Source organism: Succinivibrio faecicola, assembly GCF_019448115.1.
Classification (GTDB): Bacteria; Pseudomonadota; Gammaproteobacteria; order Enterobacterales; family Succinivibrionaceae; genus Succinivibrio; species Succinivibrio faecicola.
On sequence record NZ_JAGFNY010000015.1, the window covers coordinates 32,133 to 47,451 of the forward strand.

The following is a 15,319-nucleotide window of genomic DNA, read 5'->3' on the forward strand; positions in this document are numbered from 1 at the left end:
ACAATGGAGAGACACGTGAAAATAAAAGAAAAAGTGGCAGAAATACTAAATTCTGGTAAATCAATGGGACTTATGATGGTTGCAAGAAGTGCAGGTTGCACTGAGCTTGAAGCTGCAGAGTCTTTAAAGGATGAAGATAAACTTATACTCGATGGCAGTGAATTTGACCGTGTATACAGCTTTTTACAGGGATTTAATGATCTTACCTTTTTTATTGAAAAGGGAGGAAACATTTTTGAGAACAGAGTAAAACTTGGAAATGGCAAAGATGGTATGGGTTATTTCAACCTCTTTGATGAAGGCTGTTTAAATGGACATCTTCAAAAAAGCAGTGTTTACAAGATAGCTCTTTTAAAGATACCTTTCATGAATCTGACCTCATATCAAACCGTTTTCTTTGATAAGGATGGAAACAGTCTGTACTCATTTTATTTAAGTCGTACAAATCACAAGCACGATGAGGCTGAAGTTCAGATCTTTACACAATTCTTAAGAGGATAATCGGTATGAAAAAGCTGATAGTTGTAAGTTCAAGAACAGGAAATACCTTGAAAGTAGCCAATGCTATTTATGAGGAGCTATCTGAATGTGACCTTGTAAAGACAGAAAAGTTGCTCTCTTTGGATAATTCCAAGATAAATACTGATGATTATGATGTAATCATAGCAGGCTTCTGGCTTGATGCAGGTCATATTGATGACTTCTCAGAGCAGTTTATTCCTTCAGTTAAAAATAAAAAGGTAATTCTGTTTGGAACTTTAGGAGGTGATCCGAAGAGTGATGGTGCTAAAGTGATAATGGACAGGATAATTGAATCACTAGATAAGAGCTGTAACCTTTTAGGTCATTTCTGGATACAAGGTAAGATTGCTTTGGATGTCATTGAGCTTATGTATTCGCATCAACCTGATCTTAAAGACAATAAAGAGCATCAGGAGCGACTCAAAAGAGCATCATCTCATCCTGATGAGAATGATCTTAAAAAGGCTGTTGGACTTGTCAGAAAATTGCTAGGTGAATAAGCATGGATATGCTGTCTTTTTATGAATATGCCGGTCCATGTGGGATCGTCATTTTATCCTTGGCTGTAGTCTCTGTATTTCTAAGTATAAGGTCATATATCTATACCTCACTGGTATGGTCAGAATTTAAAAGAGACTATGTAAAAAAGGATGAGAGTACTCTTTGCCTTAAAGATTATCAGGGACATAATCCTTTTTTGAATATCATAAAGGCAATGGTAAGTACTCACCAGAATCACACAGATGATCTAAGAGCTGAGGTGATGTATCTATTTGGCCGTAATTTCAAGACTATCATGAATTCTCTTACAGTTCTCAAGATGATTTCAGTGATCTCACCTCTTCTTGGACTTTTAGGAACAGTTCTTGGAATGCTGACAATATTTGAGGAGATATCACACCTTTCAGCTTCAGATCCAAAGGTACTGGCCTCAGGTATCTATCAGGCCCTAGTAACAACTGTACTGGGACTTATTGTTGCCATACCTGTACTAGTAGTGTTTTATCTTCTGTCACTGCGCATGAAGATCTTTTTATCAGAGAGCATTGAGTACACCTATCAGGCTGTAAGCACTTTCAACAGGATTAGGGAGCACAAGCATGAAACTTCCGTTTGAGGAGGAGAGTGAGCCACATATTGATCTTACATCTTTAATAGATGTGATTTTTATGCTGCTGATATTCTTCATTCTTACAATGAGTTTTACTCAAAAAGCACTTGATATTGAACTTCCATACAGCAAGCATTCACAGCAGGTAAAAAGGGAAAGCATTATCTGCATCAGTGTGACTAGGAATGGAGAGTACTTTTATAAGGATAAGCTCCTAAGTCTTGATGAGATCAATGAAAATCTGCGATCAGATCCTAAGCTTGAGCTTGAGGTTAGTGCTGATGCGAATGCTCCATTTGAAAAGGTATTAAAACTTGTGGATCTTGCAAAAGAGCTACGTGGAGGGCGGATCCTTATATCTGCGAATGTCCCTAATGAATGATCCACTGCTTAAAAAAAGTAACTGTCAGACAGTTCTGTTTATGCTGATACTGTGTGCAGTATATTTTTATATCCAAATCAGTAACAATCAAAAACATAAGGAAGAGCCTGTTGCTGATAAAAATGAAATCTATTCTCTGACGCTTTTGACACGTGCACCTGAATACAGTCCTGAGTGCAGCTCAGAATTAGATTCATTTAATCAGACAGAGGCAAAAGAAAGTGAACTTAAAAGAAAAGAAGTAAAAAAGCCTGCTTTAAATAATCAAGTATATAAAGCTTTTAAGACACAAAGAAAAGTTTTACCTGAAAAAAAAGTGATATTCAAAAAAAGATCCAAGTCAGATGTTTACTCTGTAGAGAAAAAAAGAAAAAACGACAGTAAAACTTTATCTAAAAATGATTCAGAAATCCAAGTAAATGCTGGTGCAACGAGGAAGCAAGCTCAATTACCTAAGGATTCTGCAAAAGAAAGAGAGAGAGCTGTTTTTGCGCTTTTGTCCTTTCTCCAATCCAAAAGAAAATATCCAAAAAACGCCATACGTCATAATATTGAGGGGGAGTGTGTTTTAAGGATAAGCATCAACTCAAATGGAATTGTTGAAAAGAGCATACTTGAAAAAGAAAGTTCATATTCTGTATTAAACAATGAGTGTAAACGCCTAAGTTCAATTGTAACAGGCTTTAATGTAAATGCGAAAAGTTCCATGTCAGTAATAGTTCCTGTAAGGTTTTTCCTAAATGAGTAAGTTATGGCATAGCAGCAGTACAGAATTAAGCCTTATTTTTATCGTCATGTGAGTATCTTTGAGATTCAAAAGTCAAGATGGGAGAGAATATGATAGACAAAGACAGTAAAGGTATCACACTCTAATACAAATCAGATCCTATAAAAAAGCAACTTTATAACTCAACTTTTGCATTTGAATTTAATTCAAATACAAAAGTTGAGTTTTTTTTATAAAAACTTATTTTAAAAGTTTCTACATGAAGATTGCATGGTGCACTGATCTTAGACCTCGAAGTAGTGAATTTGTGGCACCATACATACCAAAAAGAGTAATAAGCACATAAATATTCTTTTTCTCTACATTCCCTTTTAGTAAAACAAAAAGACCGCAGAGAATAAACAATAAGTGAGAGAACATGCTTGGTCTTTCGATGGATGCAAAAACAGTAGGAGAAAATCCCATTGTACATCTTATAGCATATGCTGAAGCGATTATTAAAATAATGAAGAATTTGTCTTGAATACTGATTTGCATGAACAATACAAAAAGAACTAAAGCTAAAGGCATAGCAAGAAGTATTAAAAAAGAGTGAATAGGAAATTTATTTAACCACTGTATGTCGTGCTCAAGATAATCAGGTCCAATATATTTCTTTAAAAACAAGTTAATTAGGATTGTTAAAAATACTACTAGAGCAAGAGAGAGTCTGATTTTTTTTGTGAATGCATAGATTACAGATGCAAAACAGAATAAAAATGCAACCGGGCCTCTGTAGTTTAAAAAATAAAGAGAGCTTGTTATTCCAAGATTTATTTTATCAAGAAGCTCATAATTCTCGTAACCTGGAAGCCATGTCTTTGATTCTGCAGCCAGTCTGACAGAATTTCCAGGGCAGGTGAAGATGAAAAACAGTCCTATAACTGAAAGAATAAGACATAATGAAGCTAATTTTTTGTCAGAATCTTTATAGAATAGAGCAATTAAAGACACTACAAGCAACAAGATAGCTGTTTGCTCATGATTTACAACATAAGTTGCAAGAATCATTAGTATCAAGTATCCAAATATATTAGCTTTTTTTATAAACAGATATACAAATATCCATAAACCAAAAAGAATTGGATAAAAGTAATTTGTCATAGTTGCAGCATAGCCTGCTGATGTTAATTTATAAAATGGGAAAATTGCAATTAACAAAATACATAATGATGCACTGAGTTTATATTTTTGAGTTGTTATATAAATGGCTATCGGAGCAGACAGGAATAAAAGTATTGTAATCAGCTTAAATATATACTCATGCTTAGCCATGAATGGAAGAATACTTTCAATTACAATTCTACTTGACCATGTATTGTATCGCAGTGAAAGCCATTCAAAATTTGTACTCTGTAAAGCAAAGTAGTTAACATCATCACCAGAAATTGGCGTTGCTACTAAAAAAAACAGAATAAACAGTAGAGCTGTTATAGCAAAAAATTTATTATGTTTTACAAAAAAACAATTATTATCAGCTCGGAGCTTATTTTTATTTATTAATTTATCTCGCTCCATGTAACACATACTCATGAATTATTCCTCATCAACTATGTTCATAATATATTTCGCTACTATTTTTGATCCTACAAATGTGTAGTGATGATCATCGTTATAAATAGGGTAGTGGTTGTCATCATATCCAAGAATTTGATTGTTTTCCTGTCTTAAAGGAATATTTCTATCAATAAATGTAACATTGCTATGTATATCTGCATATTTTTTCAAAGCTGAGTTCATCATAAGTGTTTTATCTTCAATATCATCGGTAAAGGTTTTACAATTTCCTTGAGATATGACATGTCTTAAGAATGAATCCTTTAAATCAAGTTTTGTACACTGAAGATCTTTTCTTGAGATATATGCACCCTGTCCTATAATGTAAAATTTTAGATCATTGTGTTTTTTTATTTGAGAATCAAGATCCGCAACAACAGCTTCAATATACTTCTTATAGTTTTCTGTATCCTTTTTTAAATTGTTTTCTCTAATGAAGATTTCGTAGTGAACGTGCCAGTTACACGCTAATATAACTTTCGAACCTGGTATTAACGTATCAAGCATCTTTTTGTAAAACTCAAAGAATGTAACTCTATTAACTGGATATATATTTAGTGGTGGTGGAAGAACAGTTTTATAATTAGCTGAGATTTCGCCAAATGCCATAGTCGCAGCAATTGATGAAAAATATATTGAATTGTTGTAATCATTCAAATAAAAACTTTTGTACTGTCCTGTGTGTGAGTCGCCTATAATGAATCGTTTTGGTTCTTCCTCATTAGATGCAACTATTTTATCGATACTAAAATTATTCTTAGAAAAATAAATACTGTCTGTATTTTTGTGTTTTTCCGTAAATGAAGATTTTTGAGTCTCTATCATATAATTTTGCAGATAGTTTGTTCCATCTACTTTCTTTACGTATACATAGCATGCAGCGATTAGTAAAACACATAATAGACTGAATATTGCTGAAACCTTTTTAGTTTCTAACGTTTTGTAAGAGCAAAAAGTTGTTGCAATTAAGATAAGAGCTATTACTCCAACACTCATAACTGACAAACCTGTATTGCACTGGAAAGCAAAAACGAATACAGGCCAATGCCACAGATACAGAGAATAGGAGGTTTTTCCTAAAAGTGTTGTATAGCTGTTTAAGATAAAGGAATTCTGATAGTTTGAAAATAAAACTATACAAGTTGCAACTACAGTAAAAGCTGATGTATGTACGTAATATTCACCATAGTTCAGTCTTACTGTAAGAATTGAAACTATTGTTGCAATAATTCCTGCATAAAAATAGAAGGCAGAAATTTTTCTGTTTTCTCTGACAAGAAAGGAATTTAAATCATCCTTAAAAAGGAATAATGATGCTCCAACAAACATTTCCCATATTCTGCACTGAGTTAAAAGATAACCTTTTCCTTCGACACAGAATTTTGGCGCAATGCAAATAAGAGAAATTGTTAGTATCAACACTGCGTATCTGAACTTATTCTTAAACAAAGTTTTGAAAGTAACAAGTATGATTGGAATAAGAATATAAAATTGAATTGTAAGTGCTATATACCAAGTATGAAGCAACGCTTTATCTACTGTTGCAAGTGAAAAATATCCACCAGAATTTGCAAAGCGAAAATTTGCAATTCCAATAAGAGCATTTACTGTTTCAACAACGGCTTCTTTATACAGATCAGGTAAAAGTAAAAAGTATCCAAAGAATGCTACAAATAAACAAAGTGTAATTAATGGAGGATATATTCTTGATAGTCTTCTTTTATAGAATTCAAGAATAGAGAATTCTGAAGAATAAAGTTTTGATACGATTGATCCTGTAATTAGAAATCCTGATACAACTAGAAAAATGTCAACACCAAGAAATCCACCATCAAAAAGAGAGAAATTAAAATTTTTGCTTGATGCTTTTTGAATATCAAAAAAGTGGTAAAGTATTACAGCAATAATTGCAATGGTTTTCAGAAAATCTATATCTGCTCTTTTTTTTGTGTTCATATTTCTCTCATATTGTCTAGTGACATAAACGACTAATTCTAACAAATAATAAATTTGATATACAGCTCAATTTTTTATCTATGGTATAATGGAAAACTAATTTTAGTTTGTTGTGTTAATTAGATTATTGTAAATAAATGGTTTTTTCTAGTTTACCTTTTTTATTTTTTATACTTCCACTGTTTTTAAGTCTAGACTTTTTCTTAAGAAAGTCTGTAACACTCAGAAATATTTCTCTAATACTCATAAGTCTCTTCTTTTATGTTTTTGACGGTGGTTTTCATTCGTTAAAAATACTGTTAGCTTATGGCCTACTTAATTTAGTTTTTGGATATATTCTAGAATCTGTAAAAGAGAAAAAACCAAATTTCAAGAATATAACTTTATTTTTATTTGTAGCTATCAATCTGATTGCATTAGGTTTCTATAAATACTCATATTGGATTGTTGATCTATTCCATCAATTAGGTCTTCTGCTAAACGTTAATGCAAAAATTCAAACTTTACCTTTAGGTATATCATTCTTTACTTTCCATGCAATAAGTTACTTAATCGATATTGCAAGAAATCAACTATCTGGCAAATGTAAAATAACAACATTCCTTGCATATTTTTTCATGTTCCCTCATTTAATTGCAGGTCCTATTGTTCGATTTAAAGATGTCAAGGACGATCTGAATGAAAGAGTTGATTCTCATTCACTATTTAATTATGGATTATATCGTTTCATTTTAGGTCTTAATAAAAAGATTTTAATTGCAAATTCTGTAGCACCTCTTGCTGATATGGCTTTTTTGTTTAACGTAAATAGCATATCTACATCTGATGCATGGATAGGTGCTCTAGCCTACATGATCCAGATTTATTTTGATTTCTCAGCATACTCAGATATGGCAATTGGCCTTGCTGCTATGGCAGGATTCAGATTCCATGAGAATTTTAATTCTCCATATAAAGCGACTTCAATACAGGATTTCTGGCGTAGATGGCATATATCCTTATCATCTTGGCTTCGAGACTATGTATATATTCCATTAGGAGGATCTAGAGTTGCGACATACAGGATTTATTTTAATCTTGTATTTGTATTCTTTTTATGTGGTCTTTGGCACGGAGCTAACATGACCTTTGTTATATGGGGATTATACAATGGTCTGTTTTTAATTCTAGAAAGGGTATTTTTAAAGGATGTTTTAGCAAAATTACCAAAAGTGCTGACTCATTCTTATGCTTTGATTGTGGTACTTGTTGGCTGGGTGATTTTTAGGGCAGATAATATTGAACATGCTTTAGAATACTTAAAAGTAATGTTCACTGTATCAAATCTAGATAATGTTAGTTTAGTTGAAGGAAAAATTGTTAATTATGCTGCTTTAATACTTGGTTTTCTTGTTGCTTTTTCAAGTTTACCTTCATTTTCATCATCTGATGCATATGAACAGAAAACTCATATTAAAGCATACATTGTCCATTCAATTTTAGTTTTCTTCAGCGTGATAATTCTGTTTTTTAATGCACAGAATCCATTTATATATTTTAATTTCTAAAGGGCTAGCAAATGAAAAGAGTAATTCAGATTGTACTTGTTTCTTTAATGTTTGTTGTGCCTATTTTGGGATTTTTAACAACGGATCCTTCATATATAATTAAATCCGAAAACAGAACATTAGCAAAATTTCCAAAGTTCGGAACAAAAGATTTTTTTTCAGATCTTGTTCAATGGTACACAGACAGACTATATGGAAAGATCAAAATTTCAGAAAAGTTCTTTACTCATTTTTATTCTGTATATGCAGATGAAAGTTTTTCACCAAACAGACTTACTGTTTTAGGTGAATCAAACTGGTTCTTTTTAGGTGATGCTGCAAAATTTGTTTATTCTCAGCATACCAAAGAATTAAAGATTCCTATTTCTAATATAAACAGAAAAATAACTTTCTTAAAAAATATTAAAAATCAGTCTTCAGCTCAATTTTATCTTGTTGTAGGACCTGATAAACATGGTATATATCCTGAATTTTTAAGATCATATATTTATGAACCAGCTAAGCACAGAGCTTTTGATAAATATAAACATATTCTTACAGAAAATGGTATTGAATATATTGATAATTTTGAATGTCTGAATAATGCCAAAAAGAGCTTAAAAGATAAACATACTCTGTACTATTCAAATGATTCTCATTGGAATTGTTATGGAGCCTATATTGCTTTTAACAATGTTATGAGTCACATTGTTGATAGCTATGAACCTATAAGCTATTCATTTACTTTTTCTTCTAAAGAGACTGGAGATCTAACTCGAAATATAGTACCTCCAAAACATGGATATTTAGATAACGTTGTAGTTCATAATAACGAAAGTATAAGCATACAAGAATATGTTACTGATGGTTCTTCATATTTGAAAAAGTTTTTTAATAAGAACTCAAAAGATGATAGAAAAGTAATGATTATGGCTGATTCTTTTGGTGGAAGTTTTGCTCCATATGCAATTGACTATTTTAGAAACGTAATTCTATTACCTAGAGTAGAAATTGATGGCATATTGTTTGAGCAAGTGATTAAACAAGAAAAACCAGATCTAATTCTCTATGTGAATGTAGAGCGAAACGTATTCTTTGATTAGTAAATTGCTTTGTGACTAATTCTATATCTATTTTTAGTCACAAAGCTTTAGCAATTTATTTTTTCTCTAACTGCTTCATTATAGCTTCGCCTACAATCATAGCTCCTGCAGCAGATAAGTGGTTGTCATCAAAGAAAAGCGGATTTCCATTTTTGTCTTTAATTTGATACAGATCTTTTTTTACCTGCAACGATTCGTTTCTATCTATAATTTTTACATTAGGGTGTTTACTTTCAAGTGTTTTTAGTTTTTGGTTAATAATAAGCTTCTTATTGTTCTTATAATCAACAGTTGTATTGCATCCTTTAGCATTTAATAGATTTTCCAAGATTGATCCTGATAATTTTAAGTGCAAACAGTCTACTTGAGAGTCTGATAGAGTAATGCCCTGATTTATAATATAAAACTTTAACTTTGGATATTTGCTTATTGATTCGGACAGATCATCAATTATTGCGTTAGTAAATCTGTCAAAATCTCTACTGTTACCTTTAAGATTATATTCTGCATTATAGAACTGTTCATAACCATCCCATCTTGAACTAATTACAATCTTATCTCCATCATGCATCTTATCTAATAGAGAAATATAGGTATTGAAAAAGTCTTTTCTCTGTTCAGGTCCAACCATAATAGTTGCTTTTAGATTTGCAAAATTTGTTCCGTAGCCAATTGTGCCTCTCTGATAGAATGCATAAACAGGAATTTTATTGAAATTCTTTATGTAATAAATAAAGTGTTCTAAGTGAGAATCACCAACAAGTAGAATATGCGGAGTCTCACTCTGTAAACCAAACTGTTCAATATTATGAGAATTTATAGTCATTGCTATTCTTGGTGCATATTCTTTTGGAAGATCAAAATTTCCTTTTTCCATAATTGTTACGGAAGTATTTATGTATTTTGATAAATAATTATGACCTTCTGCTTTCTTTTCATAAATACTGAAAACAAGTAAAGCTAAAAATAGTGAAAGGGTAACTGCAGTTGAAATTTTTGCCTTTTCAGAATATCTATATGAAATAAAACTTAATGTGCTCAGCATTAGAATAAGCAGGCATATATATTCTAAATTCAATGAAAAAGAACACTTTAATATAAAGATAAATATAGGCCAGTGCCATAAATAAATTGAATATGACGCTTTGCCGAGAGTTTGCAGGATTTTATTGGATAGAAACCTTGTCTGAATTCCGTGAAAAAGAATGAAAGCTGTGCAAAGAGCTGTAAGTATAGATGTATGTACTCGCCATCCTGATTGGGAGATTGAAATAATAAACAGTGATAATATTAAAATGAAAAGAGATAGGTAAGTGATTATGTTTTTTGCAAACCATTGTTTTTGTTTAACAAGATCCTTTGATGCATAAAAAGTTGCTGCACCTAAAAAAAGTTCAAAAATTCTGGTATGTGTTAGAAGGTAACTGTTGTTCTGAAATTGAAATACCAAAGCTAGAACAAAGGTAAATGCAAATAGAGCATAAATGGTTTTGTTGATTTTATTAGATAAATTTAACTTTTTGTTTAAGGCGTATACAAAAGGTATTATCAAATAAAACTGTATTAGAACAGATAAATACCATGTATGAAGAAGAACTTTATCTGCGGTATTTACTGAAAAATAGCCATCATTTGATGCAAATTTATAGTTTGATATAAAACACAGTGTATGCTTAACTTCTCTTGCAAGTTCAAGGTATGACTTTGGAATAAGAATAAAGTATCCAATTACAAAAGAGAATGCGATGACAAATAACAGAGGAGGAAGAATTCTAAAGAATCTTCTTTTGAAGAAATCAAATACAGTAAAAGTATTATTATCTATATTCTTTTGTATGCTTTGTACAATCAGGTATCCTGAGATAACGAGGAAAATATCAACTCCCAGGAAACCTGAATCAAATAAGTGAATACTAGTATAATATCCTTCATTTAACAATGTAAATAGGTGATAGAGTACAACAGCTATTATTGCTATACCCTTTAGTCCATTGATATCAGTTCTGTAACTTTTTAGAGTAGAAATTTTGTCAGGCATTCATTATTACCTTTTGTTAAGGTTTTTGATTATGTATTCACCTATTTGGATACCACCTATAGGTGTGTAATGATGGTTATCCCTAAATAGAGGTTTTTTGTTTTTATCTACTGTTGTGTAGATACTATTTTTGTAATTATCAATTTTTAAAAGAGGTTCATTTCTATCAATAAAGAAAACATTTTTGTTGTTTTGCGCATATTGATTAAGTGCCTTATTTATTTTTTGTCTTCTTTCAAAAATAAAATCATATGTTTCAAAGCAGTTATCCTGTTTGATTACATATCGTAAAAAAGAATCATGTAAATCAGTTTTTAAACATTTTGCAATTGTAAATGTTGTGTATATACCCTGACCTACAATATTAAAATTCAGTTTTTTATGTTTTTGAACCTGTGAATCAATATCACTGATCATATCTTTTAAGAATAGTTCAAAACTTTCATCTGAATCTTTCAGAGCCTTTTCTGCAAGATATGGTTTATAGTGCAGAAAGTAATTGTTTGAAATTATTACTGTTGCATTATCTTCTAATTCATTAAGAGTATGAATGTAAGCTTTATAGAAGTTCTGTCGCTTTGATTTACCAATATTAAGGTAGACAGCATTCATATTATTAAATACAGGACCATATGCCATAGTTGCTTCATAGGCAGAGTAATAAACAGATCCTGAATAGACATCGTTAAAGAAATCAAAGTATTGCATAGTATGAGAATCACCAGTAATAAAAATATCTGGTTTTTTATCTGATTTTCCGAGAATAAATACCTTTTGATCATCTAATATAAAATCTATTTTTGGTGTTTTAGGCTCAAAGGTTAGCTTAGTCTCCACCATAAATGATGATAGATAATTATCTCCTTTGACTTTCTTAATATATAAATAGGAAAGGCAAATACAGATTAGAGAAATAATTATAAAAGAATTTTTTAGTTTTCTTTTTTCAATGCTGATAAATGAAATATAGCTAATAATGAGAGTTATAAGTAAAACTACAATACAAGAACTTGCAGAAGTGTTAAGCCCCATTTTTAATGCAAATACGAAAATAGTCCAGTGCCATAAATAGATGGAATATGACATTTTGCCTATAAAATTGAATTTTGTATTAATTATGAAAGATTTTTCATAATTGAGTATAAGAATTAGAGAAGTTGCAATGATTGTTAGAGCTGATGTGCTAGGATTCCAATAAGAATCTGAAAGACTTGTAGTCAGGACAGTATAGACTAACATCAATGCAGCACAATAAAAAATAATCAGAGACAAAGATCCTTTAAGTCTCAGAAGAGATCTAATTTCATCTTGAAACATAAATACTGTTGCCCCTATAAATAACTCAAAAATTCTTGTCTGAGTTAATAGGTAAGCTTTTTCATTTTTTGACAGTAGAACTGATGCAATAATAAGAAATACTGTAAAGCCAAGTACATAAAATTTAGTATTTGCCTTAAAACAACGGTTTAAAATGCTAATTAGTATTGGACAAATAAGATAAAATTGTACTGTAAGTGCAATATACCAAGTATGAAGAAGGACTTTATCAGAATTATCCAGTGAGAAATAGCCACCAGAATTTGCAAATCTTATATTTGAAGTTCCTATTAAAGCATTAACGGATTCAATTGCTGTTTCTTTATATACATCAGGAAATAGTAGGAAGTATCCGAAAATCAGACAAAAAAGAATAAGAACAATTAGTGGTGGATAGAGTCTTAATAATCTTTTACTGTAGAAGCTTTTTAAAGAAAAACTTTCTGAATTCAGGCTTTTAAATATTGAGCCTGTAATTAAGTATCCTGAAATAACTAAAAAAATATCGACACCAAGAAATCCGCCATCGAACAAATGGATGTTCAGATTATATGAAATATTTAAAAGATCAAAAAGGTGGTAAAAAACAACACAAAGTATTGCAACTGCTTTTAAAAAATCAATATCGTTTCTAATTTTCTGCATATCTAATTGTTTTTATCAATTTGATTCATTACATATCTGCCAACTAATTTTGAACCTGAGATTGTGTAATGATGTTTGTCTAAATAGATTGGTCTTTTGTCTTTATCAACTGAGAGAAATGTTTTTTCTTTTTTATCTGCAATTATTGCATCATTTCTGTCAATAAAATGGACATTGCTTTTTGAATTTGCAAAATCCTGTAATGCTTTGTTGATAAGCTCTACATCCTCTCCGATTAAATTTTTGAATGTATAGCATTTATTCAAATCAATAAAATTCTTTAAAAATGTTTTAGATAAATCAACTGCAGTGCAAGTTTTTATTGACTGCGGTTGATATACGTTCTGTCCTATAATATAGAAATTTAGTTTTTCATATTTCTTTATCTGGCTGTCCAGATCTGAGAGTAGATGAGTAATAAACTCGTTTAAATTGTCTTTAGTGTCATTTTTATTTAGAAGAGGTAAAAATTGATTTTCGTATTGGAAATACCAGTTGTTTGATAAAACAACTCGTGAGTTATCGTTCATTTCTTCAAGCATTGAAGAATATAATTTGAAAAATATTTGACCTTTTTTACCTTCCAAATCAGTAAAGAAAGATCCATATGCCATGGTTCCACCAATAGTTGCATAGTAGATAGGCTTTTCATAGTCATAATAAAAGAAATTATGGTACTGACCTGAATGTGAATCTCCAATTACAAAGGTATTGATCTGCTCATTTTTTCGAGGGATTTTATATATGAAATAATTATCTATACTCTTATAGATCTCAAGATCGTAACTGTCACCTAGTAAAGAAACTTCATTTTTAAATGTGAATTTTTTTAGGTATGAATTGTCTTTAATTACAAAATTTGGAATAGCACATAAAACAAAGACTACAAGCAATACTGATTTTTTGTATTTTTTCCTTTCAATGAATGTGTAAGAAAATACAGATATAGCAGTAATTATGAGAGATGTTACAAATAATGGAATAAAGCTTTGGCTTAGACCAAATTTTATAGCTACAACCAATATTGGCCAGTGCCATAGATAAAGAGAATAAGACATCTGACCTGGTATGGTAAATAGTTTTTTATTGAATAATGACTTCTGATAATTAGCAATAATAACAATTGCAGTTGAAGCCAGAGTAAAAAATGATGTATATACCTGCCAGATATTATTGTTAATTCTTACTGTAAAAATAGAAACAATAAGAAGAACAACACCTACATAGTGCATTATAGGTTGAGAAAGTTTTAGCTTCTTGGTGAAATCAAGTAGACAATCTTTATAAAGATAAATGCTTGCTCCTAAGAACATTTCATAGATTCTGCACTGAGTTAAAAGATAACCTTTACCATGCTTATTACAAAGAAAAGCAGTTACTAACAGTAAAGCAGTGAGCAGTAAAATAGAAAGATTGAAATGCGATTTGAAGACTTTTTTTAATGAAACAAGGATAATTGGGCATACAAGGTAGAACTGAATTGTGATGGCAATATACCATGTATGAAGTAAGATCTTGTCTAAAGATTCTAAATCAAAGTATCCTGATGAATTTGCAAATCTAAAATTAGCTGTAGCAATAACAGCATTAACCACTTCACGTCCTGTTTCTTTATATGCATCAGGAAAGAGAATAAAATAGCCAATAAAAAGTATGATTGCACAGAATACTAAAAGAGGCTGATAAATTCTTGTAACCCTTCTAGTGTAGAACTCTAAGAGACTGAAAGAATTGGTATTAAGCTTCGAAACAATAGATCCACAGATTAGAAAACCTGAAACTAGAAGAAAAACATCAACTCCTAAGAAACCACCATCAAATGAGGTTACAGATGAAAGCATATTTGATTTTAATAAATCAAAAAGGTGGTAAAGAATAACACTTAAAATAGCAATAGTTTTGAAAAAATCGATATCTTTTCTTATTTCTTTCATTCTTTGTATTACCAATACACTAATGCAAACATCACCGAAAATAAGTGTTTTTAGGATAGAAGTAGGATTTTACTCTATGGTCAATTTATTATCAATTAAATAAAAAACACAAAGATAAGAATAATGAATGTATATAAAGCTCAATATTCGTCTCTTTAAGTCTTAAATAAAAAAGGTTTGCTCAATCTGTAGCAAACCTCGGAATTATGGGATGTAAATTATTATATTAACAACTAAGAAAGTCTCCTATTTGTCGGATGATAATTTTACACTAACAAATTTGTGATTTCAATCACGCAAAGCGATAATTTTTGTAAAAGATATGTAAAACCCAAACTTTGCAAATCTAGATAGACGATCAAAGTAAGATATATACAAAAAGTTAAAAAAAAACGCATAAGAATGCATGTTTAAAGCGTGCATTCTTTATTTTTATATGTTATACTAGATAGGTATTATGAT

General features: G+C 30.6%; 12 protein-coding genes. 7 read left to right on the forward strand and 5 right to left on the reverse strand.

Going from position 1 to position 15,319, the window contains the following annotated elements:
* Positions 1-15: 15 nt before the first annotated feature.
* From J5V48_RS05595 to J5V48_RS05615, 5 genes are read left to right on the forward strand one after another with little or no spacing between them, the layout of a single operon-like run.
* A complete protein-coding gene (locus J5V48_RS05595) occupies positions 16-501 on the forward strand; it encodes a ChuX/HutX family heme-like substrate-binding protein (RefSeq protein WP_219937585.1) in 486 nt (161 codons plus the stop codon).
* 5 nt (positions 502-506) lie between these two features.
* The gene (locus J5V48_RS05600; protein WP_219937586.1) at positions 507-1,022 is read left to right on the forward strand and encodes a flavodoxin family protein; all 516 of its coding nucleotides are present in this window, start codon (positions 507-509) and stop codon (positions 1,020-1,022) included.
* Between the two features lie 2 nt (positions 1,023-1,024).
* Entirely contained in the window at positions 1,025-1,639 is a 615-nt protein-coding gene (locus tag J5V48_RS05605; RefSeq protein ID WP_219937587.1) for a MotA/TolQ/ExbB proton channel family protein, read from the forward strand.
* Positions 1,623-2,015, forward strand: a complete 393-nt coding sequence (locus J5V48_RS05610; protein WP_219937588.1) for an ExbD/TolR family protein — start codon at positions 1,623-1,625, stop codon at positions 2,013-2,015. The genes J5V48_RS05605 and J5V48_RS05610 overlap by 17 nt, the downstream gene beginning before the upstream one ends.
* On the forward strand, positions 2,008-2,763 hold the full coding sequence (locus tag J5V48_RS05615) for an energy transducer TonB (RefSeq protein ID WP_219937589.1): 756 nt from the start codon (positions 2,008-2,010) through the stop codon (positions 2,761-2,763). Before J5V48_RS05610 ends, J5V48_RS05615 begins: the two co-directional genes overlap by 8 nt.
* A gap of 234 nt (positions 2,764-2,997) precedes the next feature.
* On the opposite strand, the gene J5V48_RS05620 is transcribed toward J5V48_RS05615, so the two are convergent.
* Both J5V48_RS05620 and J5V48_RS05625 read right to left on the reverse strand, forming a co-directional pair.
* A complete protein-coding gene (locus tag J5V48_RS05620) occupies positions 2,998-4,314 on the reverse strand; it encodes a hypothetical protein (RefSeq protein WP_219937590.1) in 1,317 nt (438 codons plus the stop codon).
* Positions 4,315-4,317: 3 nt separating this feature from the next.
* Positions 4,318-6,294, reverse strand: coding sequence for an acyltransferase family protein (locus J5V48_RS05625; protein ID WP_219937591.1), 1,977 nt, complete (start codon positions 6,292-6,294; stop codon positions 4,318-4,320).
* Positions 6,295-6,431: 137 nt separating this feature from the next.
* On the opposite strand from J5V48_RS05625, the gene J5V48_RS05630 reads away from it, so the two are divergent.
* Together J5V48_RS05630 and J5V48_RS05635 are read left to right on the forward strand one after the other, a co-directional pair.
* Positions 6,432-7,841 (forward strand): MBOAT family O-acyltransferase, encoded by a 1,410-nt coding sequence (locus J5V48_RS05630; RefSeq protein WP_219937592.1) that lies wholly within the window; start codon positions 6,432-6,434, stop codon positions 7,839-7,841.
* An 11-nt stretch (positions 7,842-7,852) separates the two neighbouring features.
* Entirely contained in the window at positions 7,853-8,923 is a 1,071-nt protein-coding gene (locus tag J5V48_RS05635; RefSeq protein WP_219937593.1) for an alginate O-acetyltransferase AlgX-related protein, read from the forward strand.
* A gap of 55 nt (positions 8,924-8,978) precedes the next feature.
* Here J5V48_RS05635 and J5V48_RS05640 read toward each other — a convergent pair whose 3' ends face one another.
* From J5V48_RS05640 to J5V48_RS05650, 3 genes are read right to left on the reverse strand one after another with little or no spacing between them, the layout of a single operon-like run.
* Positions 8,979-10,961, reverse strand: a complete 1,983-nt coding sequence (locus J5V48_RS05640; RefSeq protein ID WP_219937594.1) for an acyltransferase family protein — start codon at positions 10,959-10,961, stop codon at positions 8,979-8,981.
* A 6-nt stretch (positions 10,962-10,967) separates the two neighbouring features.
* On the reverse strand, positions 10,968-12,923 hold the full coding sequence (locus J5V48_RS05645; RefSeq protein WP_219937595.1) for an acyltransferase family protein: 1,956 nt from the start codon (positions 12,921-12,923) through the stop codon (positions 10,968-10,970).
* Between the two features lie 2 nt (positions 12,924-12,925).
* Positions 12,926-14,857 (reverse strand): acyltransferase family protein, encoded by a 1,932-nt coding sequence (locus J5V48_RS05650; RefSeq protein WP_219937596.1) that lies wholly within the window; start codon positions 14,855-14,857, stop codon positions 12,926-12,928.
* Between the last annotated feature and the right edge of the window lie 462 nt (positions 14,858-15,319).